17 protein-coding genes are annotated in these 23,292 nt (G+C 43.3%); 4 read left to right on the top strand and 13 right to left on the bottom strand.

Translation table 11 applies throughout. The features are described 5' to 3' along the window. Positions 1–230: 230 nt before the first annotated feature. Together AC2SLM_RS10385 and AC2SLM_RS10390 are read right to left on the bottom strand one after the other, a co-directional pair. Positions 231–1,232 (bottom strand): LLM class flavin-dependent oxidoreductase, encoded by a 1,002-nt coding sequence (locus AC2SLM_RS10385; protein ID WP_486553709.1) that lies wholly within the window; start codon positions 1,230–1,232, stop codon positions 231–233. Positions 1,233–1,494: 262 nt separating this feature from the next. Further along, positions 1,495–2,430: a LysR substrate-binding domain-containing protein gene (locus AC2SLM_RS10390; protein ID WP_486542917.1), complete on the bottom strand. Its 936-nt coding sequence runs from the start codon at positions 2,428–2,430 to the stop codon at positions 1,495–1,497. 281 nt (positions 2,431–2,711) lie between these two features. Here AC2SLM_RS10390 and AC2SLM_RS10395 point away from each other — a divergent pair, with 281 nt between their 5' ends. Next, positions 2,712–4,595: an AmpG family muropeptide MFS transporter gene (locus tag AC2SLM_RS10395; protein ID WP_486553711.1), complete on the top strand. Its 1,884-nt coding sequence runs from the start codon at positions 2,712–2,714 to the stop codon at positions 4,593–4,595. 39 nt (positions 4,596–4,634) lie between these two features. After that, positions 4,635–5,540 (top strand): peptide chain release factor N(5)-glutamine methyltransferase, encoded by a 906-nt coding sequence (prmC, locus tag AC2SLM_RS10400; protein ID WP_486553734.1) that lies wholly within the window; start codon positions 4,635–4,637, stop codon positions 5,538–5,540. A gap of 374 nt (positions 5,541–5,914) precedes the next feature. Here the strand turns inward: prmC and rlmKL are convergent, their stop codons facing one another. From rlmKL to trmB, 9 genes are all read right to left on the bottom strand, one after another. Then, positions 5,915–8,341: a bifunctional 23S rRNA (guanine(2069)-N(7))-methyltransferase RlmK/23S rRNA (guanine(2445)-N(2))-methyltransferase RlmL gene (gene rlmKL, locus AC2SLM_RS10405; RefSeq protein ID WP_486553713.1), complete on the bottom strand. Its 2,427-nt coding sequence runs from the start codon at positions 8,339–8,341 to the stop codon at positions 5,915–5,917. Positions 8,342–8,614: 273 nt separating this feature from the next. After that, the gene (locus tag AC2SLM_RS10410; RefSeq protein ID WP_486553715.1) at positions 8,615–9,787 is read right to left on the bottom strand and encodes a mechanosensitive ion channel family protein; all 1,173 of its coding nucleotides are present in this window, start codon (positions 9,785–9,787) and stop codon (positions 8,615–8,617) included. 243 nt (positions 9,788–10,030) lie between these two features. Continuing rightward, the gene (locus AC2SLM_RS10415; protein WP_486542934.1) at positions 10,031–11,617 is read right to left on the bottom strand and encodes a dihydrolipoyl dehydrogenase; all 1,587 of its coding nucleotides are present in this window, start codon (positions 11,615–11,617) and stop codon (positions 10,031–10,033) included. Positions 11,618–11,695: 78 nt separating this feature from the next. Next, positions 11,696–12,190, bottom strand: coding sequence for a peroxiredoxin (locus AC2SLM_RS10420; RefSeq protein ID WP_486542936.1), 495 nt, complete (start codon positions 12,188–12,190; stop codon positions 11,696–11,698). Between the two features lie 469 nt (positions 12,191–12,659). Next, positions 12,660–13,004 carry a hypothetical protein gene (locus AC2SLM_RS10425; protein ID WP_486542938.1) on the bottom strand — a complete coding sequence of 115 codons (345 nt, stop codon included), beginning with the start codon at positions 13,002–13,004 and terminating at the stop codon, positions 12,660–12,662. A gap of 297 nt (positions 13,005–13,301) precedes the next feature. Beyond that, complete coding sequence (gene queC / locus AC2SLM_RS10430) at positions 13,302–14,066, bottom strand: 7-cyano-7-deazaguanine synthase QueC (protein WP_486553736.1); 765 nt, start codon at positions 14,064–14,066, stop codon at positions 13,302–13,304. Between the two features lie 363 nt (positions 14,067–14,429). Continuing rightward, a complete protein-coding gene (locus AC2SLM_RS10435; protein WP_486553738.1) occupies positions 14,430–15,200 on the bottom strand; it encodes a DODA-type extradiol aromatic ring-opening family dioxygenase in 771 nt (256 codons plus the stop codon). 221 nt (positions 15,201–15,421) lie between these two features. Beyond that, a complete protein-coding gene (rlmH, locus tag AC2SLM_RS10440; RefSeq protein ID WP_486553717.1) occupies positions 15,422–15,910 on the bottom strand; it encodes a 23S rRNA (pseudouridine(1915)-N(3))-methyltransferase RlmH in 489 nt (162 codons plus the stop codon). 514 nt (positions 15,911–16,424) lie between these two features. Beyond that, entirely contained in the window at positions 16,425–17,288 is an 864-nt protein-coding gene (gene trmB / locus AC2SLM_RS10445) for a tRNA (guanosine(46)-N7)-methyltransferase TrmB (protein ID WP_486553719.1), read from the bottom strand. A 363-nt stretch (positions 17,289–17,651) separates the two neighbouring features. Here trmB and AC2SLM_RS10450 point away from each other — a divergent pair, with 363 nt between their 5' ends. Continuing rightward, positions 17,652–18,593: a DUF2628 domain-containing protein gene (locus AC2SLM_RS10450; RefSeq protein ID WP_486542944.1), complete on the top strand. Its 942-nt coding sequence runs from the start codon at positions 17,652–17,654 to the stop codon at positions 18,591–18,593. 80 nt (positions 18,594–18,673) lie between these two features. Here AC2SLM_RS10450 and AC2SLM_RS10455 read toward each other — a convergent pair whose 3' ends face one another. Together AC2SLM_RS10455 and AC2SLM_RS10460 are read right to left on the bottom strand one after the other, a co-directional pair. Next, positions 18,674–20,515 (bottom strand): monovalent cation:proton antiporter-2 (CPA2) family protein, encoded by a 1,842-nt coding sequence (locus tag AC2SLM_RS10455; RefSeq protein ID WP_486542946.1) that lies wholly within the window; start codon positions 20,513–20,515, stop codon positions 18,674–18,676. A gap of 199 nt (positions 20,516–20,714) precedes the next feature. Next, positions 20,715–21,422, bottom strand: a complete 708-nt coding sequence (locus tag AC2SLM_RS10460; RefSeq protein WP_486553720.1) for a hypothetical protein — start codon at positions 21,420–21,422, stop codon at positions 20,715–20,717. 448 nt (positions 21,423–21,870) lie between these two features. Here AC2SLM_RS10460 and der point away from each other — a divergent pair, with 448 nt between their 5' ends. Further along, positions 21,871–23,292, top strand: a complete 1,422-nt coding sequence (gene der, locus AC2SLM_RS10465; RefSeq protein ID WP_486542950.1) for a ribosome biogenesis GTPase Der — start codon at positions 21,871–21,873, stop codon at positions 23,290–23,292.

Below are 23,292 nucleotides of genomic sequence, written 5' to 3' on the forward strand. Positions count from 1 at the left end.
AGATGAGCTAAGAGTGCTCGTTGATGAGTCGGTTTATATTTATAATCATATGAGACCGCATTTAAGTTTGAATATGAGAACGCCTTTCGAGTTTCATCAAAGTTATGGGTGTTCTGCATAGAAAAAACCAGATACACGGGGTATCTGGCTTGTTTTAAATCATCAACCTATTTTAGGACGAGACATAATCTTCAAAATTAGCGCTGAGAAGCGATAAGCTCAAATTAAGATTAAGGCTTCAAATCAAACACGCCCAGCTCAGGGATTAATTCTAAAGAGCGCAAACGGGCCTGTTGATCATAGACATTAGCCGTTACCATCAGTTCATCTGGCTTGTGCTCCTCCAAGAAGTGCTCTAATAAAGGTTTGACCGTATTGACACTACCTATAAAAGACACCGCCAATGCATCGTCTACCATGGCCTTTTCAGGGGCGCTCCAGTAATTATCCATAGACTCAATCGGTTTAGGCACTTGGCCGCGACCACCACGGCGCAAGCGAACAAAGCTTTGCTGAGCAGAGGTAAAGTGATAACGGGCAGTCGCATCCTCATCGGCCAATAGCATATTGGCGGCAAGCATCACATAAGGCTTGTCTAGATATTGAGATGGCTCAAAGTTCTCGCGATAAGTGGCAATGGCTAGCGTCATCATACGCGGTGCAAAGTGCGAGGCAAATGAGTAGGGTAGTCCCAGTTTCGCAGCCAATGTAGCACCAAACAATGAAGAGCCTAAAATCCAAATCGGCACATTGCTATTAGCACCAGGGAAGGCTTGAACTGGACTATTATCTGACTCACTACCCAAGAAGAACATCAACTCTTGCACATCTTGTGGAAAGCGATCAGCATCTTGCATCTGACGGCGCAGCGCCCTAAAAGTAGCACCATCTGTACCAGGAGCACGGCCTAGTCCTAAATCAATTCGGTCACCATACAAGGCTTGCAGCGTACCAAATTGCTCTGCGATGACTAAAGGCGCATGGTTAGGTAACATAACGCCACCAGAGCCAATGCGAATTTTATCAGTCTTAGCACCAATATGCGACAGCAGTACTGACGTCGCAGCACTGGCAATGCCGGGCATGTTGTGATGCTCAGCCATCCAGAAGCGATTCATGCCAATGGTCTCGGCTTTCTGAGCCATATTAACACTGTATGCCACACCTTGAGCGGTCGTTTGACCTTCTGGAACAGGAGCGAGGTCTAGAAAAGATAAAGGGATTTTATTCATAAGTCATCCATTAGATAGCTGTTTAGATATTGATTTCAATGTTTATATTATTTGTTGATATAAATAGGAGGGATTATCTATTGATATGATTATACTAAGCACACTTTTCAAGTAGACCAGTCATTTATAAATAAAAGATAACAAAGCGGTGGCTGAGTAAACCCGCTATGAGAGTGTTAAAAGGTAACATAAAAAAAGCACCCATTTTTGAGTGCTTTTCTACAGTTATCAGAATTGAACTAAGAGCGGATAGCTATCTGGCTTAGCTATCTGAATCAAACTGTTCTTGGCACAGTTTGATAAATGCCTGACCAAAGTGGCGAATCTCAGCATCATCACGTACCGCTATCCAACTGGTAAAGCGGCCGAAATGATCTACTGGAATTGCGGTTAAGGTCTGATAGTGGCTTGGTTCAAAAGCCATTTCTGCAATAATCCCTACGCCAAGACCTGCGCCAACGTAAGTGCTAATCACATCGGCATCAAGCGCTGCCAATACCACTTCAGGCTCAAGACCGGCGTCATGGAAGGTTTTGTCAATGGCGCTACGACCAGTAAAGCCGCCGTGGTAAGTCACCAAAGGATAACTTGCCAAGGTTGGCAAGTCGATGTCTTCAGCATTTGCGAGTTCATGGTCTTTGGGCACAATAATACGGTGCGACCAGTCATAATAGCGATAGCAGCGCAGATAAGAGTTGTGCAGTAGTGCCTCGGTTGCAATACCAATATCGGCCTGACCACGAATCACCATATTGGCAATGGTCTCAGGGTCCGCTTGCTGTAGTACCAGTTGTACTTTTGGATAAGCTTCTTTGAATGTCTTGATGATATCTGGCAAGACGTAACGCGCTTGAGTATGGGTGGTAGCCAGCGTTAAGGTACCAGTTTGCGGATTATTATAATCAAGGCTGATGTTTTCAATGGTACGAATTTCGGTAAAAATAGCCTCGATGTGTGGCAGTAGGGCTTCGCCAACAGGGGTCAAGCCGGTTAGACGTTTGCCTTGACGTACAAAGACCTCCGCTTTTAGCTGACTTTCGAGGGCAGAGATGTGTTTGGATAAGCTCGACTGACTGGTATGCAGTACCGAGGCGGCTTGGCTTAAATTATAGCCGTTAATAACGGTATGCCAGACGGTTTCTAGTTGTTTGAGCTGAATTTGTAGATGTCTTTGGTTGACGACCACATCTATTGCCATAAAAAATATCCTTTATCACTGCGGCTTGGAAATATGAAATTGCCAAAAAATAAGAGATTGAACTAGAGCATACTAGAACAATGGAGGGTAGGAGGTTAAACGCGTTCATTATAAGGGCATTGCAGGGATTAACCCAAATATTATAGCCTTATTTGCAAATATAATGTGATTTTCAATGACGAGCGGGCAGGTTGTATTGTACGCTTGATACGATACGGCTAGTCAAGCCTGCCATTCTAAAGTAACATATCGTTTTTAGATTTTATTAAGATAGGTTTTTCATGTCTACCACAACTCAGCCCGATTCTAGCGTTACTCAATCGCCTAAAAAGTCATGGGTTGATGCCTTAAAGGCATTTAAAGACTTGCGTGTCCTGATTATGTTCTTTTTAGGATTCGCCGCCGGTCTGCCCATTATGCTGATTTTCTCAAGTTTAGGACTTTGGCTTAATGAAGCCGGTGTCGATTTGGGTATAATTACCATGTTTAGCTGGGCGGGTCTTGGCTATGCCTTCAAGTTTATTTGGGCGCCGCTCATTGACGCCATTCCTGTACCGATATTAACCACATGGTTAGGGCGTAGGCGGGCTTGGATGGTTGTTGCGCAGCTGCTTATTATTCTTGCTATTTATGTCATGGCGAGTGTGAACCCTGCTGAGATTAATGTGCTGCATTTAATGGCAGCTGGCTCGGTACTTCTGGGATTTTCCGCAGCGACGCAAGATATTGTTATTGATGCATACCGTATTGAGCTTGCGCCGCCTGAGATGCAGCCGGTCTTATCCTCCATTTATGTCACCGGTTATCGTATCGGTATGATTGTGGCAGGCGCAGGGTCTTTATACTTGGCAGTGTACTTTGGCTCAACTGAGAACCAGTACAGCTATGAGGCATGGAGAAATACCTATTATGTGATGGCGCTGATTATGACGCTGCCATTATTGACCACTTTTGCCGGTTACGAGCCAACGGCTGAGATTCTGCAGATTAAAAAACAGCAGTTAAACCTTAAGCTGTTCTTTGTTTATTCAGCGATTTTGTTGGTACCGGCGACTGTTATCGGTTTGCCATACTTGGTCGAAACCTTATATAACAGACTGACGGACAGCAGTATTGTTATCGTTTCTCAGTCAATCTATCCAGTATTAAATAAATACTTTGCGGTGACCGTCGGTATTGCGCCTTTGTTATTACTTTTCTTCCTGATTAATCAGCCAAAAATCATTAATAAAGCACCAGCAATTACTGAATCGCGCAACGATTACCTCAGATTGGTTCTGGTATTTATTCTATCGGTAGCGGTGTTTATTACCGGTTATATTCAAATCGGTAATGTGTTGCCTGAGTTTGATGATGCGCTTGCTAAATTCTTGATGACCGCGACCCGTTTAATCAGTAGTTTAATTATGGCGGTAGTGGCAGGTTATTTCTTAGTCAAAATAGGCTTGGTCAAAAAAGAAGTGGCAATGGCAACTTGGATTAATCCTATTGTCGATTTCTTCCGCCGCTATGGCAAAAAAGCACTATTACTACTTGCCTTAATAGGTCTGTATCGTATCTCAGATATCGTTGCCGGCGTGATTTCAAACGTCTTTTATCAAGAGATGGGCTTTACCAAAACCCAAATTGCTGACGCGGTGAAGCTGGTTGGCGTTATCATGGCCATTGTTGGCGGTTTCTTAGGTGGTATGCTCGCGCAAAGAATGCGCATTATGAAGGCCATGATGCTCGGCGCTATTTTGGCGTCATCAACTAATCTATTATTTATCTTACTGACCTATCATCAAGGCAGCGTTGAATATATGTACTTTGCGGTGATTGTCGATAACTTGGCATCAGGCTTCGCCAGTATGGTATTTATTGCCTTCTTATCGGCATTGACCTCGATTAAGTTTACGGCGGTTCAATATGCGATTTTCTCATCGATTATGACCTTAATCCCCAAAGTCATTGGTGGCTATTCAGGATCTATCGTGGAGGTGACCAGTTGGCCGTTCTTCTTTACCTTTACTTTTGTCATCGGTATTCCTATTTTACTGCTGATTTATTTGGTCGATAAATATATTGTCATCGGCGGTAACGATGATATTTATGGCGATGATATAGCAACCAGTCAGCTTGCTCTTGATGAGGCTGTTGATACTCAGCCTGAAAGCAAAAAATAGCATTAGGTATATAAGGGTAGGGACTAAGACGTGACTGAGATGAATGCCCAACCGGTAATGAGCGTCAACCAAATCAAACGAACTCAGTATGATGCGCTGCCTGAGCATTGGGTTAATGACTGGCTTTTGTATGTGTTACAAAAGCCTGCCTCGTTTTTGATTACTGATAGCGGTTATCAGCTGACAGAGGTGGAGCAGGCACAGTTTGAGTCTGGTATTAAAAAAATGAAATCCGGCACACCACTTGCTTATCTGACGGGTAAGCAAGCTTTTTGGTCGTTAGAGTTTGAGGTTAATGAACATACCTTAATTCCTCGACCTGACACCGAGGTATTGGTAGAGCAAGTGTTGGCGTGGATAGATAATAACGCTCAAACTGATGATACACCTCATTCACCCAAGCGTTTAATGGATTTGGGCACTGGATCTGGTTGTATCGCCATTAGCCTAGCGCATGAGCTCCAATCTCTAGCATCTAGTCAAATGTCTAATCAATGGCAAATTACCGCTATCGATTATTCTGAGCCTACTTTAGAGGTCGCCAAGCGCAATGCTCATTTAAATAATGTTACTAATATCGAGTTTAAGCAAAGCGATTGGTTTAGCGCGTTAGATAAAAATAATAAGTCGCAAAGCTTTGATATCATCGTCTCCAATCCACCTTATATCGGTGGCAATGATGAGCACCTAGATAAGCTCAAAGCCGAGCCATTATCGGCTTTGGTTGCACCCGACAATGGGCTTTCTGATATCAAACAGATAGCCAGCCGAGCAACAGAATATCTGATTAAAGGTGGCTTGTTAGCGGTTGAGCATGGCTATGACCAAGGCGAGACGGTGCGTCAAATCTTTACTGATTTTGGCTATACACAGGTCAAAACCATTCAGGATTATGGCGGTAATGATAGGGTAACGATGGGTGTTTATAATAACGAAATAACTTAATTATGAGATTAGAATATCATGTTGAATAAAAACTTGATGATGTATTGCCTATTAATATCAATCCCAATGATAAATGGTTGTACGACGCCAAAACCAATGTATAAGAAAAGCCTACAGGAAGGTGAAACATATAACTACTTTAAAAGTAGTGCTAATAAAAGTAACTATATCCCTGATAGTAAGGATGATATTATAGATGTATATAGAGAAAATAGGGGTAACCCTGAACTAATTTACCCAGAGTGGCAACCTAAAGGGGCTCCTGTGCATAAACCATAGCCGTTAAAATAGAATTTCAAATAAGTATGTTAAAAAGCCCCACCAGAATATCTGGCAGGGCTTTTTGTATGCTTAAAATTATATCATCAGCTTAATTAAAGCTTATGTCTTATCTCAAAACTATGATGGATTGGCTTTTTCGGATTAAAATCAAAACCAATGGTTTCACTGGTAATCTCAGTAATGTCATAACGATCATATAACTCTTCATCAAGCTCAAACTTGGTAAAGTTATTCGAGAAGTAAATTACGCCGCCATTGGCCAAGCGGTTCATTGCACGGTTGATAAGGGCAGTGTGGTCACGCTGCACATCAAAGGTACCTTGGAACTTCTTAGAGTTTGAGAAGGTAGGTGGATCAATGAATATTACATCAAACTGATCTGTATTGTCTTTAATCCAATCAAAAATATCAGAGGCAACAAACTGATAACGGCTGGTGGTCACATCAAGACCGTTTAACGCAAAGTTTTGTTTACCCCAGTCGAGATAGTTTTGTGATAAATCGACACTGGTGACTGTTTTAGCACCGCCGAGTGCCGCATGCACACTGGCAGTACAGGTATATGCAAATAGGTTCAATACATCAGCACCGCGACTGGCTGATCGGATCATGCCGCGCATGTTGCGGTGGTCAATAAACAAGCCAGTGTCTAAATAGTCGGTGAAGTTAACATAAAAATAAGCACCATCTTCTTGTATGACGTGCAGTTTACGTTTTTTCTTAGCCTCTTCACGAGCCACTTGTTTCTTGGCTTCCTCACGGGCTTGCTGGAACTTATTACCTTTATAACGATAGCGGTTGTCTTTATTAGGGACGTGCTTGTCGTCTTGTTTCTTGTCTGTCTCAGACTTGCTGCCATCAGGGTTGCCGTATTGAGTATTACCAACCTGACGCGCGCGGGTCTTAATAAATACGTTTTCACGGTCAATACCGAACACCTCACGAATACCCATCAATGCAAGATTAAAGCGCTTGCGAGCCGTCTCTGGTGGGATAGTTTTGGGAGGGGCCCATTCTTGTACGTGCACATAATCACCATACACGTCGATGGCGACCTTATAATCAGGTAGGTCGGCATCATAAACACGTAAGTTGGTCACCTCTTCTTTGGCCGCCAACTTTTTAAGATGAGCGACATTCTTTTGTAGACGGTTAACAAAGTCTTGAGCTTCATCGACTTCGATTTTTCTCTTCTCAAAACGATCAATCAGACTCTCGCCTTCTTTACGAATCAGCTGACCATGACGGAAATACACGGTAATTGCGCCGTTATGGCAACGCAGGGTCTGTGGCTCTGCAATCGGCAATACGTCCGCTTGTTCCACATGAGCGGCAAGCAGACCAAGCACAGGCTGATATTTTTGCTTGGCAAAAATCTCTTGTAAGGTCAAGCCTAAGCCTTGATAAAGCGGCTTGATAAAGTCAACATCACCCAAACGCTCACCATACGGTGGGTTAGTGATAATCAGTGGACGCTTAAGCTTACGATCCAATAGTGGCTTGGCTAAGGCGATTTTTAACTGCGATAGTGGACGCTGCTCTAGGGTTAAGTGCGGGATAATCTCAATAAGACCAGCGGCAATTAAGTTTTTGTGAGTTGCTTTAATCGCGCCAGCATCAGCATCAAAACCCATAATCGTTGGTAATTTACCAGATGCTGCTTTTTCTAAGCCATTATGAAAACGTTGCTGCGCTTCATTGACACACTGCTGCCATAACTCACTGTCGTGTTCATGCCAGTGATAAAAACCAAATTGTGATTCCGCTTTATCGATACCCACAGCATAGTCGCACTGCATAAGCAGGGCTTCGATAATAAACGTACCCGAACCACACATAGGGTCAATCAAAGCGCTGTAGCTGTTTTTGGTTTTGTGCCAACCCACGCTGTATAACAAGCCAGCTGCTAAGTTCTCTTTTAGCGGCGCATCAGTCATAGCAACACGATAACCGCGGCGGTGTAAACTGGTACCTGATAAATCTAGGAAAATCTCTGCCTGTTTGTCATTAACCGTTGCATAAATCGGGAAGTCCGGGTCATTACTATCGACATCAGGACGGCTGTCATACTTGTCAGTAAAGGTATCAGCAATCGCATCTTTAATACGTAGCATAGCAAATTGCTGACTAACCGAAACGCGCTTATCGACGTTCATACGAATAGCAAAAGTATTATCAAGTCCAAACCATTCTGTCCAGTCGATGGTTCTGGCTAGGCCGTTTAACTGCTCGGCAACGTCGTACTCTTTATTGATATTGCGTTTTTTAAGCGGTAATAATACCCGTGAGGCAACACGTGACCACAAGCAGATACGGTAAACCTGTTCTAGAGTGGCAGTAACCGTTAGACGGCCGGTACTTTTGATATCACTGCTGATATCCATATGGCTAAGCTCTGTTTGCAAAGGTGCTTCTAAGCCATCGGCGCAGGTGATGACAATATCATAGCGCATGCTTTGCTCACTATTGTCTGCGGCTTCACTATTTAACGGGGTGTTTTCGGGTGTAGGGGTGGACATAGGTGACCTTTACGTTTGTATGTTGCTTAGTCATGCATCGACCCATTCAATAGAATTGAATCGACGGGAGTGATGCAGATTTAAAGTATGAGTTAAGCTAAGAGGTTGTTATAAGGGGTGTGGTTTTCAAAACCAGTATTTATGGTCAGTGATTTTAACACAATCACTTACAAGGCACTGCAAATTAATCTGTCTGTCAGCGTATTCTTAAGTCCGTAAGCATCATTGCACTGAATTCACAAAGCAATAGTGAGCACTATAGATGCTTAGGGGCTATTTTTTATCGCTCACATGGGTATTGACTTCAAAGGGCTTAGTCTCAATAGGATAATCGACATCTTTGGGCATTAAGATGCGCATGTGCGGATAAGGAATGGCAATCTCTGCCGCTTGTAGCTCGTTTTTGATTTGCTCATGTAACGCCTCTTTGATACGAGGAATGCGCGGAACTGCCGCTGGGGTTACCCAAAAACGGACAATAAATACCGCACCAAAGTCGCTAATATGATCAATAGTGGCAGAAGGCTCAGGACGTTTGAGAATATTATCCATATCGTCAATAACGTTTAAAATCACTTTCCGCGCTGCCTCGACATCGGCCTCAAGCGCAATACGTGCCTGAATATCAAAGCGAATAAAGTTCTTTGAGGTGAGGTTAGTAACCTCAGAGGAGGCGACCGTCGAATTAGGAATAATGATGGTGATATTATCACGGGTTAAGATATGGGTGGTACGCAAAGAGATAACGATAACGCGGCCCTCTTTGTCGCCAATGTTAATCCAATCACCCACCTGAAACGACTGCTCAAGCAAAATCGTGATGCCGGAGATAAAGTTAGCAATGGTGGACTGCGCGGCAAAACCCACTGCCAAACCGACGATACCTAAACCGGCCACCAGTGAGACAATATCAAAACCAAACTGTGCCATGACGCTGGCAAGACCGAGCACCACAATGAGCACAGAAAAGACGTTTTTTAATAACTGCTCAATTGAGGCATTTAGACCATAATGTTTAAGCACTCGGCTAATGACCTGCTCAGAGGAGGTCCATAACACATAATAGATACCGGCCCAAATACTGGCTTTTGCTGTGGCTTTGACAGTGGATGGTTCAATATTAATCTGACTCATCACAGCGATTAGACAGCTGACCACCCAAACATAGCGAACAGTCGAGCGGGCAATATTCATGCGCTTATCGCTCAGCTTTAGACGCTCTTTATTATGCTTAATAACATAAATAAATAGCCAATATAAGCAGCCTAAAACCGCAAGCAGAATAATAATTTTAATAGTGGTGCTAGCAAGTTCTGCACCGCGCGACGCCCAGTCATGGGTTTCTTCTTCTAAGTCACCACCGATAGCAAGATATAAGCTCGAATATAAATCGTGCATAATTTCTTGAAAAAATGCGCTAATTTTTGAGCCAGTAGAGCTAGCCATTGGGCATCCTATTTTCAAAGTGGTGAAATATCATATACCGCTAGTGATAGCTGACGTTATTATCTGTATTTATTAAACACAACAAACAGGCGGTCTGGTATCAAAGCGGATACGGCTTATGTTCGAGCAACAGTCGATGCCCTTTAATATACAATAAAACGCTACCCTCTAATAGTCTAATAAAAATACCCTGCTAATTCATTAACAGGGTATCTTAAAGTGTCCGTAAGGATTAAGCGCTTGCTATGACGCGTTATGGTTTCTGATTTGACGCTTGGTATCACGCAGCGCAGTACGCAGACCCTCTAGAATTGTCGGATGATAGTAAGGGCTGGCAAGCAGGTCATCAACGGTTAAAGCATTGGTAACCGCTGTTGCTAGAATGTGCGCAATATATTCTGCATCAGGGCCGACCATACTGGCTCCCAAAATCATCTCATTCTCTAGACTGGCATATATATGTAACAGACCACAGTTGACGCCCATCACCCGGCTACGGCCTTGGCTATTAAAGCTCACCTCACCAGTGACAAATGCTGTATTTGACGCTTCAAGTTCGGTTTTCGACTGACCAACAGTTGCAATTTGAGGGTCACAAAAGACCACTGCTAGCGGTGTTGCTGGCTTATTTTCATAAGGCTTACCGGTATCTGCAACCGACTTGTCAGCGCTGATATTGGCATTGATGTCATCATCGCACAGCATCTCTGCACCGCAGTCGCCACTGGCCTTGATAGCAGCAAGGCTCGTCTGTGACGGTTGGTCAACCCTATTATTTCTCTTCTCAAGCAAGTTTTTGATATGCTGCCCTGAATGGAAGCCTTCGTTACTGGCAACGTGCATTAGCGGCGTACGCGCATTGGCATCACCTACGATATAGATATTGCTGTTACCGGCTTGACCAGTGACAGGGTCTAGGTTCAGTGGACGGTTTTTGGCATCCAGCTCGACACCGGCATAAGCGATATCCATTTTATCGAGTGTATTACGGCGCCCTGTGGCCAGTAGAACATAGTCGCCTTGCCAAGTCTTTTCGTTACCCTCGGCATCGCTAAAATGAATCACCGCTTGCTTGGTATCTGCATCGCTGCTTTGAGCCACATCGTTGACAGTTGAGCCAAGCTCGGTGTTTAATTCGCCCAATATACAGTCTAAAGCACTTTGGTTAATGGCTTCATCTTGAATACCGCCAATGCGATTGCTGCGGTTGAATAGTGTTACCTCTACACCTAAGCGGTGCAGAGCTTGAGAGAACTCCAGTCCCATTGCGCCAGCGCCAATAACAGCAACAGACTTTGGTAAGTCGGGAATCTCAAACACGTTCTCAGAGTTTAATAGACGGTCGCCTAATTTTTCAGCCCAACCTTCTGGAATAAAAGGCACGGACCCTGTACCAACGATAATGTACTCAGCTTTAATAAACTCGTCACCGGCTTTGATTAAACCCTCTTTGGTGAATTTAGCATGTGCGTGTATCTTCTGGTCTTCACGCCAGCTCTCAACACTTTTTTGCAAAAATCCTGCAAAGCGGTTGCGCTCAGTTTGCACACGCTTCATGACCTGTTTGCCATTGATAACTGGCTTGCCTTCAATACCAAATTCTTTAGAATCTTTGGCATGATGAGCACGCTCGGCGGCGGCTATTAATAGTTTACTTGGCATACAGCCGACGGTGGCGCAGGTCGTGGTCCAAAAGCCATCATTAATAACAACCACATTATCAGTGGCTTTGGTCACTTGGTGATAGGCATTGTGTCCGGCAGTACCGGCACCGATAATAGCCACATCGACCGTGCGAGTCGGCTTAGATGTGTTATGAGGGGCGCTCATTGATACACTCTCCTGAGAAAAATGATAAAGTTTGATTAACTATTGAGCTTGGTATTGACTGTTTCAACAATCGGATAATTAACCTAAGGTCTCAAGTAAGCGATCTGCATAGTCTTTGGCACGTAGGTTGCGTTGAGCATGGGTTAATTGACCATCTTTATTAAACACAAACGTTGAGCGTACTAAGCCGAGCGTCTTTTTGCCATACATGTTTTTCTCTTTAATGACATCAAAGTATTGGCATAACTTCTCATCGGTATCACTAATCAGCGTAATCTGTAAATCTTGTTTTTCAATAAACTTTTTATGCGATTCAATGCTATCGCGTGAAACACCGATAATGTCATAGCCTAATGTATCAAAATCACTTAATCGCGCAGTAAAGTCGGTGGCCTGTGTAGTGCAGCCTGGGGTATTGTCACGAGGATAGAAATATAAAATCAACCCTTTTTGGCTATTTTTGACAAGTTCGTTAAGATTGATATCTGCCTCAAGCATTTTGCCGTCAATTTTTCGAACCATAGGCACGTCAAAGTCTGGCAAGGTAATTTGTTCATCGGTTGGCTTGGCCATGAGTATTCCTCTTCTTTTTATTAGATTAGGGCGTGTCCTGATTTTGAAAATGGTGATAAAAATAAGATAAATCGCAGTCAGACAAAGAAAATAATGCTGTAAATATCGAGATATTTATCAGTTATTTGATGCAGTATGACAAGATTTAGCTATTTTTAGCCCATTTAAATGTAATCGTACGAATTGAGGGCACGCCCTAATAGGCGGGTTTAATTCAGTACAATAGGTCGATAGATTATCGACATGGGTTTGGCGCTTTGTTTGATTTGAATCTTTATTTAAAGAGTTATCTAGATTCTTACTTCAGTAGTAGGGTCGGCAAAACACTATATTGCCTTAAAGGTCATACGTCATCGTATAAAAAAAGGCCAGCACATGCCAGCCCCATTTCGTAATCTTTCAGTGTCTGCACTTAATAGATAAAGCCAGATAACCTGATGTTAAAAGCCTTCACTAAAGGCCTTAATAATTAGCTAGGTTTTTTTGGTGGGTTTAATTTTAGACCACTTGCACATTGCTGTAAGTCTTTTTGCATGCGCTTAGCGTAAGACAATTTAGAAGGGTCTTTGCCGCTTTGTGCATAGCTTTCGATTTCCCACATTTGGCCCAATGTCATTTTAGAGCGTACGTCTACGGTGCAGCTACACAACTTTTTAGCGGTTGCATTATCAGCAACTTTATATTTTACAGTACCTTTAACACACTGATTGATTTGCTCTTGCTTAATATCTAGAGCGTGAGCGGGTGTCATTAGCATCATAGCTGAAGCACCTAGAGCAAAAAGAGGGGCAATCTTTTTAGTAATAGAGATCATGAAGCAGCGTCCTTTAAAGAGAGAGGTTTTGCAGATAGTAAAAAGTGAATAGTGACTATTAATACTGACCAAAAAAGCTAAATACCGTAATGGGTCTTGGCTAAGTATACAATACGCCCTAACCACATCATAATTTATGATTGGGCATATTGTGCATTAAGGGTCTAGATATTAATAAGCATTAATAGTCGCTTAATTTTGGCTTTATACCTTACCAAGCTCAAGCCATTTTTAATAATGAATTTTGCTATCAGGTTGCAAGCAAATGTTACTCATCAGTTACAATTTAGGGCTCAATTAAGCCTCTACATATCGAGTAGGGTCTGCAATTCCTGCATCTTTAAAGCCTCTTTTACGTAACGTACAGCTGTCACAAATACCGCAGGCGCGGCCTTTGCTGTCTGCTTTATAACAAGAAATAGTCTGTGAATAATCCACACCCAATGAATGTCCTAATTGAATCGTTTGCGCTTTAGATAGGGTTTGTAGCGGAGTTTGGATATGCAGCTTATGGCCAGTGACGCCAGCTTTCGTCGCCAAATTCGCCATCACTTCAAAAGCATGGATATATTCAGGACGGCAATCTGGATAACCTGAATAATCAACTGAGCTCACCCCAATTACAATATGATTTGAATTGGTGACTTCCGCTACCGCCAGTGCATAAGATAAGAAGATCGTATTACGCGCAGGCACATAGGTGTTTGGAATGGCATCATTGTCAATGGTATCAGTATGCGTCGGGAACTTCTCATCATCGCCATCAGGAATAGCCATGTCGTGGTCAGTCAGCGATGAGCCTCCAAGCTGCGCAATATCTATATCAATAATCTTATGATCAACGCCGGCTTGTTTGGCAATACTCTTGGCGGCAACCAATTCACTGTTATGACGTTGACCATAGTTAAAGCTTACCGCAGTAACGTTGGCATAACGCTCTTTTGCCCAGTACAGACAAGTCACTGAATCTAAGCCGCCAGAGAGTAGCACCACTGCATTTTGATTGGCATTACCGGCATCGCTATTATTTGAATGAAGGTTTGAAGAGGAGGTATCCGTCATAGTTGTCATAAGTTGCTCAAAGTTAAGGTCAGCACCGGATTAAATCTCTATGACATACTCTTAGCTAAAGGGTTATCTATCTACTATAGACACGCTATATAAGCTATAAGGTATGGATTCAAAACGGTGTGACGTCAATGTGAAAAGAATAATGTGCAATGCAATATCTTGCTAAATAAAGTAAAGCGTAAAAGCTGGAAATAAGGGGTTATAAAAAAAGGTCTATTTTAACAAAAACCAGCCCTTTATTGGGCAGTCAGTGTTATTTAACATACTAAGTGAATAAAAAAGCGCTTAGCAGGTTAAACGAAGCATTGGGGTAGACGAAGCATTGGGGTAGACGAACGATTGACTCAAACCTGTTTAATCAAAACGGTAGATATCCATACCCAAGCTGTGATGAGCGATACTTTCATGAATCACAGACACCCGTTGCCCTGAGCCCAGTGCAAAGAATAAAGGTAGTAGGTGTTCAGAAGTTGGGTGTACTTTTTCGATGTCTTCGAACTGACGCCACTCTAATGCGTTTGGAATATCGGTTTTTAATTGATGTAGCAGCCATACCTTAAAGGATTTGGCTAACGCATCTTCACTTTCGGCATTCCAGTTTAAAGCAGCAAGGTTATGGGTGATACTACCTGAGCCAATAACCAGTATTTGCTCATGACGCAATTGGGTAAATAAGCTACCCAATTGATAACAGGCATAGGCATCAAAGTGTTTGGGTAATGATAGTTGCACGATAGGCACATCGGCGTTTGGATACAAATGCAATAGCGGGGCCCACACTCCATGATCAAGCGGACGCAGTGGATTAAGGCTATTGATTACACCCATCTTATTAAGCTGAGCAGATAACGATTCTGCTAGCTGCGGATGACCTAATGCAGGATATTCAATACTGTTAAGCTCATGGCTAAAGCCTGAGAAATCATGCCACGTTTGCGGAGTAGGGTTGCTGGCAATCTCTAAGGTCTGGGTGACCCAGTGCGCAGACATGATAACAATGGCTTTGGGTTTAGGCAAATTTTGGCCGGCACGAGCTAAGGCGTTGGTCGTGGTGCTTCTTTCAAGTGCAAAGCTTGGTGCGCCATGCGATATAAATAACGCAGGCAAGGTGGCCAGCGCTTGCATAGAGCGAAATTTTTGCTTACGGGTCTGATTAGCGACCGGCTCAAAGCTGGTGAGCGGAGTCACTGAAGCCGGAACGCTAAAGGTCGAGCCGTGTGTCTTATTTGAATATGTCATGTGCTAGTTATGGGGGCAGGGTGCTTTTTTTAAAGCAAAGAAGACCGGTGAGTGTTGTACTTGAAATCTCAATCCTTAAGATCTTCTATAACTAATTATCCAGAGGACTAATTGCCACGATGATATGGATGATTGTTATTAATACTCATCGCCCGATACAGCTGCTCCATTAGCACTACGCGTACCAGTGGGTGTGGTAGTGTCAATGGCGATAGAGACCATTTAAAATCAGCCGCGGCCAATACGTCAGGCGATACGCCGTCGGCACCACCAATGACTAGCGCCACATCATCTCCAATTTGCATCGCATCACTCAGCTTATTTGCTAATTGTTCGGTCGATAGCATCTTACCCTTCACATCAAGCACCCACAGCTTTTCGCGTGAGCTGCTTTGATGCGTGGCCAAAATTGCTTTGCCTTCTTGCTCACGATATTGCGCCAAATTGGCCTCTGATGGATTCTTGGCGCGTTTAGCGGCAGGTAAGTCGACCATCTCAGTGGTCAGCATAGGCTGAATACGCTTGTGATACTCGTTAAATCCAGTATCAATCCACTTAGGCATCTTGCCGCCCACACTTAAAATACGTAGCTTCATTGATAAGTGCCTTTTTTATTTAAGAAAATAGCTTAGGGTTAGTTAATGGAATAACCGAGTAGATATAAGTTGATAAAAGTCAACAGGATTCATTAAAAAATATGACTTATCCACACCTTTTTTAGACCTCTAAGTCAACTTGTGGAACATCATGGTAAATTTAAAATTCTGACAGAAATTTTTAAAACAGCCAGTCATTTAAAACGTCAGTTTTGTAAGTCATTGATTTTATTTATAAAATAAATTGTACAAAAAATGAGCAATTTTATTTAAGCCACGACGCTGCCTAGGTCAGGCACTGTCAATACCTCGTTTATCCACAGGGTTATCCACAGCGAATGGGGACAACTTCGCAAAGCCTTACTAAATGACGGTTAGCAGCGAATGATTAATAGAGAAGGTAGTGATAATTTTGTTCGCAGTAGCCAATCAGGGCAATAAAATAGCGCCTTGAGACGCTAATTTTTGCATTGTTTCACGATAATGTCATAATCAATGGTAAGTTCAATAATGACTAGCCTTTGATGTAAATCAAATCCCAAACGCCATGACCACGGTCTATACCACGTTTTTCAAACTTAGTCATCGGACGAAAGTCAGGACGCGGCGTAAAGTTACCCTTGCCAGCTGTGTTGGTAAGCCCTTCAAAGTTGTCTAACACATCTAGCATCCAGAACGCATAATGCTCCCAATCGGTTGCAGTATGGAACCAGCCACCTGTTTTAATGACTCGGGTTACAATTTCCATGCGTTTTGGACTAACAAAGCGGCGTTTATAATGACGCTTTTTCTGCCAAGGATCAGGGAAGTATAACTGGATACGATCGATATGATTCTCTGGCAATTGCTGCATCAAGCGAATGGCATCACCATTAATAATCTTAAGGTTTTTAAGGTCTTCCTCGCCAGCCATAAATGCGCATTTACCAATACCTGGCTCGTGCACCTCAATACCCACAAAGTTACGCGTTGGCTCAGCTTTGGCCATTTCAATCAGTGAGCCGCCCATACCAAAGCCAATCTCAAACGTGAGCGGCGCATCGGTCCCATTGGGTGTTTGCTTCGTATCAGCAAACAAAGCACGCAAATTGGTAATATCATCAATAATACCTTGACCTCTGTCATCCATGGTATTGACAATATATTTGGCGTAAGCGGGGTCAGTAAGGGCTTGCTCTGCACTTTTATTTAAATGAGTGCGGCGCTTCATATAGGTATTAATTAAGCGGCGATGAGTAACATCATCTTCGGCATTTTTGCCAGTCGATTTGCTGTTATCTGCTATGTTAAGCTCAGATGACTGTACGTCTTTGTTATCATCCGCTGCATGAGGGGTAAGGGTTGTCGGAGTTGAGTTAGTCGTGTTATCGGCGCTCATATAAATAATATCGTCCACTATTGTCGTAATGATACCCCTTGTGTAATATCGCCATCTAGGTTCAGTCTGCTTTGCCTGTGATTATTAGACTAACAACTTACCGATATAGAGTATTCACAATGGGTATAGGTTTGAGGATAGGCTGCTTTAGTATAAAGCGCGCAATCATTGGTTTAATATGGACACTTAAGGTCGAATACATCCTAAGAGTCAAAAAAGAATATTCCAAAGAGTCGCTATGCTAAAAAAAGCAGGCATTTTGGCGTATTATAACGGTTATCGCCCTATAAAACGATGCGCAAACCGCGATAGTTCGCGCAACCAAAATACGATAGATGTTTATATAAATAAGGCCTAGCCCGTATGTTGTTTATTGAAGAGACTTCACCGCCACCGTTTTATCAAGAGCAGTTAACGCCTGAGCAGCGTACGCAGCTGGATAAATGGTTTATCGGTAAGCGTTCACAAGTCTATTATTTAAAGCGTTTTGCCGAGTTTGATAAGCAAGGGTATTTGTCACCCAAATGGCACTGGGCATCCTTTTTTGCCACCTTTGGCTGGCTGTTATACCGAAAGCGCTATTTAGACTCTATTGTCTATACGGTGGCGGGCTGGTCGTTTATTCAGCTCAATATGGCAATTATTTTAACTGCGTTTGAATTCGTATTTATGCCGCATATTCCAGATGCCTATCAAATGCTGACTCGATTAAGTATTGCGGGCATTATTTGGTTGTTTTGGGCAGCAATGGTGGCACGCTGGTCGGATGCCTATTATTACCGTATGGCACGCCGAGAGATAGCCGACGCGATTGAGGCTTACCCAAAAGAGCCTGAAAAGCAAAAGGCACATTTGCGCCGTGAGGGCGGAGTGAGCCAAGTTGGATTGGGTATTGCCTTTGGGTTATTTATATTTTTATTGACCGTGCTGCAAGTGCAGTTTTTACCGCTGTATGCCAAGCCCAAAGCCAATGGGATTATTCAAGATACCTTTGCGACAACACGTATGGCCACCAGCCATATTGAAGATATGTACCGTGTTCAAGGCAAATGTCCGGTCGGGATAACCTTTGACACTAGCGGTCAGCATTTGAGTCTAGAGGTCACTGAGGACACGCCGGCACTTGGGGCAAAACAAAGCAGCTGCGTACTCACTGCTAGTATCAAAGATGTGCCATTCCCTAATCGTAATTTAAATGGTCAGACTTTCATTATGTATCGACCTTCTACAGACAAAGATGCAAAGTGGCAATGTGTGACCTCGTTAAATGAGCGTCAAAAGCCAACCAGTTGTATCGAAAACTAGCATCACTTTGCTTCTCTTATTTCTAAAGAGTGAGCAAGCGATGCCAGTCGTTATTAATCGAGCTAGGCTGATTAGCCACTTTATTTATGAATACCCACAGCGGTTTCAATTTCTTCTAAGTCCAACTTTTTACCCTCATCATGGTCAGAGTCAAATAGACTCTCAAGCTCCATCAAGGAGGAGCGGGTGGTGGCAATCAGCTGCGCTTCGTCCTCATATACCGCTTGCTGCTGATTGAGCAGCTCATCATCATAATCACGGAAGGCGGTGATGGTCTCACGTGCCTTTTCAGGTGAAATCCCCAATAGTTCTAGCGACTCACGTGACATATCGAGTGAAGATAGATAAGTTTCACGCCAAATATGAGTAATACCAATTTCACGCAGACGATAAAAATGAGAACGGTTGCGCGCACGTACCAATATTTTAAGGTGTGGATAATGGTTATGCAGGTATTTAGCAGTCGAAATAGAGCGCTCTACATCGTCTATGGCAATAATAAAGACGCGTGCTTTATCAATACCTGAAGTACGCAGAATCTGCGGGTTCTGCGGATTACCATAATAAACTTGGTTACCAAACTTACGCACGAAATCTACTTGGTTAGCCGAGTTCTCAATAGCGGTAAATTCGATGTTATGCATACGCAGTACACGGCCGATAATCTGACCGACACGGCCAAAACCAGCAATAATCACCGGATGCTCATGGTCTGGAATACTGTCGTATTCACGGCTTGGCTGACGTTTCTGAAAGATGGGCTCGCCAATTTTCTCAAGTAAAACAAACGCAACTGGTGTCAGTGCCATCGAAACCGTCACGATTAGGTTTAGCATATTGGCAAGCTCAGGGCGCAGTACGTTTTGAGTCGCCGCAGTACCAAACAAAACAAACGCAAACTCACCACCTTGAGCCAAGGTCACACCCAAACGAATACTGGTGGGCAGACGGTTGCCTAACAGACGAGCAATGACTGTAATAATGCCAAACTTAATAAGCATTAAGGCGATGGCAGCACCGAAAATAACAATAGGATGCTCAACGATAAGCTTCACGTCGGTTAGCATGCCTACTGACATAAAGAACAAGCCTAACAGCAAGCCCTTAAACGGCTCGATACTCGCTTCAAGTTCGTGACGGTATTCGGAGTCAGCAAGTAGTACACCGGTTAAGAATGCACCAAGTGCCATTGATAAACCAATTTGACCCATCAAAATTGACACACCCATTACGATAAATAAGGCAACGGCAGTTAACAGCTCAGTCGCACCACTAGAGGCGACAAATTTAAAGAAGGGACGTACTACATAACGGCTGACTAAGAATAACCCGCCGAATACGGCGATAACTTTGGCAAAATATACCAAGTCATAGGTTTGCTCACGCACACCAGATAAGAAAGGGATGGCCGCGAGCAGTGGGATAACCGCAATGTCTTGGAATAATAATATGGTAAAGGCTTCACGGCCATGCGTACTTGATAACTGCTCTTTTTCGGTGAGCACCTGTAGCACAAAAGCGGTTGATGATAAAGCCAGACCAAAGCCAACAATAAAGGTAGTGTCAAGCTTTAAATCGGTAAACTGATACAGCAGCGCCATCAGAATAATACCGGTGACCCCAACTTGCAGACCACCGAACACAAAGATGGAGCGGCGTAGTGCCCATAACCGAGAAGGCTGCAATTCTAGACCGATTACAAACAGCAGCATCACCACACCGAACTCAGAAAAATGCATGAGGCTCTCGGCATCACCGGCCACATCAAGTACGCTCGGGCCAAGCAGCAAGCCTGTTACCAAGTATCCAAGCACTGTAGAGACCCCAAAGCGCTTGCCCAAAGGCACCAGCAACAATGCCGCACCCAAGAATATCGTCGCTTGTAACATTAAGCTAGGTTGAACAATGGATGCTGCGAGCATGAAGGGTCCTTATTAGATTTACGGTTTATAATAATTAACGATTAGTGGATAACGAGAATAGGCTCGCTTGCTGTCGTTCGTTTTAAGGTTGATTAATGGTTTATGGGCGTCAAGCAATAAGTAATAAGTAATAGAGGAAGATGACATTATCACGAATCGTATTTATGTTGAATAAAGCTGTTTTGAGTCAAATAACAGACTATTTTTTCTTATAGACCTTCCACGTGCCATTGTCGGCTAGTGGATTGGTATAAGCATCATTGCGGCGTTTACGCGGCTTTTGACGGCTGTCGACAATTTTAAAGTCAGGCAGTGCGTGGACAATGAGTCCAGTGCGGTAGAATCTGACGCGTTCAGGCTCTAGTAGCGCACCTTTATTGTCACGGCAGAAAACATAAGCACGAAGGTCAATAAACTCACGATGCGCGACTAGCCTTGCGGTTTCATCATGCTCGAATACGCGCTCAAGTTGAAGCAGTTCTTGACTACTAAAATCACCGCATTTATCGATTAATGCACCGACAGAGCCAAAGCTTTTGGATTCTTTAGCACGGGTCTTGGTCAAATGTAGGCGCTGAACATGATAAATAAACTGCGGAATCTCAAGACTTGCCGTTAAAGGCAGATTATCCGGTGGCATATAAGCGGACGGGTAGAACTGTAGAGCACGCTCAATTAAAGGCTTCCAGCGATTATGGTAAGCGCTAACCTCATCTTGATTGCCCTCATATATAGGCATGTCTCGAACTTGCCTTAAGATATCTGGCGGGAACTGATCATAGCGAAACGCGGCAATATCTGCCTGCAAGGTCGACAGCAATTCTTTGGCATGCTTTTTACCCTCCTTGCTGGTAGGGTTTTCGATAATATCTTCTGGCGCGACAAAAGGAGCAGAGCGTCTTGACATAATTGAGTTAGGTTCATTATTAAGAGGGTTAAAACCATGTTATCATAACCAAGCAATCTAACTTCAAATAGTCTCGTATACCATTTAAAATACGCGTACTAGATATTGTGCTTGATAAGCCGGTGATGAGCAGCTATTTGCTGCTGTAAACGACTGATATTCAAATAAATGTTATTAAGCTGACCTCGAGTTAGTAAGTTAACCGCTAAATTTTTATATTTTCTAATATACTGGCAATCATTTTAAAAACTACGCATTGATAACTCAACTTAAATTTTGTGGTGAATATCAACTGCCAAGTTCTAAAAGCGTACGCATTGTCTGACCCCTTACATTAAAACGTACTATGTCGCAAGATTGCCTTAGCCACTTATTACCCCTAATTTAATATCAAGCACTCTGATTAAGACCAATCATTAAAGCTTTGTAAAACCAAGTGAGATAAAAAATGTCCATAAAACCTGTCGTCGCCTTAATTGGTCGCCCAAATGTGGGTAAATCGACAATATTTAACCAAATGACCAAATCACGTCAAGCACTGGTTGCTGACTTATCTGGTTTGACCCGAGATAGACAGTACGGTGACGCCACCTACGAGAATAAATCTTTTATTGTTATTGACACCGGTGGTATTGGTGAGGCCGATGATGGTCAGGGCAGTATTGATGATTATATGTCAGCTCAGTCGCACACAGCCATTCATGAAGCCGATATTTTGGTATTTGTGGTCGATGCACGCGCAGGCATGGTGGGTGCAGATGCTGAAATCGGCAAAATGCTGCATACATTAGGTAAGCCAGTTTATTTGGTTGCCAACAAAGTTGATGGTGTCCATGATGCTGCGCCAGCCGAGTTTTATGCATTAGGATTAGGCGAGCCATATCCAATGACTGCCAGCCATGGCCGCGGTATTGGTAACTTGCTTGAGGATTTGACGGCTGATATGCCAGAAGATGTGGAAGATGATCCACAAGAGGGTTTGAAACTGGCAGTTATTGGTCGTCCAAACGTAGGTAAGTCAACGCTTGTTAACCGTATGCTGGGTGAAGACCGCGTTGTGGTTTATGATATGCCAGGTACCACACGTGACAGTATTTATATTCCTTTTGAGCGCAACGGCAAAAGCTACGTGCTAATCGATACCGCAGGTGTGCGTCGCCGTGGCCGTATCGGTGAGAAAGTCGAGAAATTCTCGGTTATTAAAGCATTGCAAGCCATTAAAGACTCAAACGTCGTTATTGTGGTGATTGATGCGCAAGAAGGCATTGTGGATCAAGATTTGCACATGCTGGGTTATGCGTTAGATGCCGGCCGCGCTATTGTGGTTGCGATTAACAAATGGGATGGTTTGTCTGAAGATAAAAAAGACATGATTCATATCGAGCTTGATCGCCGTTTTAGCTTTATCCCTTATGTCAAAGTCCACTTTATCTCAGCGCTGCATGGCACTAATGTGGGTAATTTATATCCATCTATCCATAAGGCATACGCCTCTTCAATGTTTAAAGTGTCGACCAATCGTCTGACGCAGATTCTAGAAGATGCTGTAGCTGCTAATCCGCCGCCAATGTCAGGCGGACGCCGTATTAAACTGCGTTATGCGCATTTAGGTGGGCACAATCCTCCGATTATCGTGATTCATGGTAACCAGACCGGCTCATTGCCGAAAAGCTATCAGCGTTATCTAGAAAACGAATTTCGTAAAGTGTTTAATCTTGAGGGTACGCCGTTAAAAGTTGAATTTAAGCTCAATACCAACCCATATGCTGGCAAGAAAACCACCTCAGCCAAAACGCTCAGACCGGGTGTATCAGAGGCACGTCAAAAACGCCGTGATAGAAAATACAAAAAAGGGTCTCATAAAAAATAG

The organism is Psychrobacter sp. CX16 (genome assembly GCF_057396245.1).

Bases quoted from the DNA above. Each gene is read 5' to 3' on its own strand.
- AC2SLM_RS10425 (WP_486542938.1), bottom strand. From the start codon at position 13,004: ATGATCTCTATTACTAAAAAGATTGCCCCTCTTTTTGCTCTAGGTGCT.
- AC2SLM_RS10450 (WP_486542944.1), top strand. From the start codon at position 17,652: ATGTTGTTTATTGAAGAGACTTCACCGCCACCGTTTTATCAAGAGCAG.
- rlmH (WP_486553717.1), bottom strand. From the start codon at position 15,910: ATGAAGCTACGTATTTTAAGTGTGGGCGGCAAGATGCCTAAGTGGATT.
- rlmKL (WP_486553713.1), bottom strand. From the start codon at position 8,341: ATGTCCACCCCTACACCCGAAAACACCCCGTTAAATAGTGAAGCCGCA.
- queC (WP_486553736.1), bottom strand. From the start codon at position 14,066: ATGACGGATACCTCCTCTTCAAACCTTCATTCAAATAATAGCGATGCC.
- trmB (WP_486553719.1), bottom strand. From the start codon at position 17,288: ATGAGCGCCGATAACACGACTAACTCAACTCCGACAACCCTTACCCCT.
- AC2SLM_RS10390 (WP_486542917.1), bottom strand. From the start codon at position 2,430: ATGGCAATAGATGTGGTCGTCAACCAAAGACATCTACAAATTCAGCTC.
- AC2SLM_RS10385 (WP_486553709.1), bottom strand. From the start codon at position 1,232: ATGAATAAAATCCCTTTATCTTTTCTAGACCTCGCTCCTGTTCCAGAA.
- der (WP_486542950.1), top strand. From the start codon at position 21,871: ATGTCCATAAAACCTGTCGTCGCCTTAATTGGTCGCCCAAATGTGGGT.
- AC2SLM_RS10460 (WP_486553720.1), bottom strand. From the start codon at position 21,422: ATGTCAAGACGCTCTGCTCCTTTTGTCGCGCCAGAAGATATTATCGAA.
- AC2SLM_RS10455 (WP_486542946.1), bottom strand. From the start codon at position 20,515: ATGCTCGCAGCATCCATTGTTCAACCTAGCTTAATGTTACAAGCGACG.
- AC2SLM_RS10410 (WP_486553715.1), bottom strand. From the start codon at position 9,787: ATGGCTAGCTCTACTGGCTCAAAAATTAGCGCATTTTTTCAAGAAATT.
- AC2SLM_RS10415 (WP_486542934.1), bottom strand. From the start codon at position 11,617: ATGAGCGCCCCTCATAACACATCTAAGCCGACTCGCACGGTCGATGTG.
- prmC (WP_486553734.1), top strand. From the start codon at position 4,635: ATGAATGCCCAACCGGTAATGAGCGTCAACCAAATCAAACGAACTCAG.
- AC2SLM_RS10435 (WP_486553738.1), bottom strand. From the start codon at position 15,200: ATGCAAGCGCTGGCCACCTTGCCTGCGTTATTTATATCGCATGGCGCA.
- AC2SLM_RS10420 (WP_486542936.1), bottom strand. From the start codon at position 12,190: ATGGCCAAGCCAACCGATGAACAAATTACCTTGCCAGACTTTGACGTG.
- AC2SLM_RS10395 (WP_486553711.1), top strand. From the start codon at position 2,712: ATGTCTACCACAACTCAGCCCGATTCTAGCGTTACTCAATCGCCTAAA.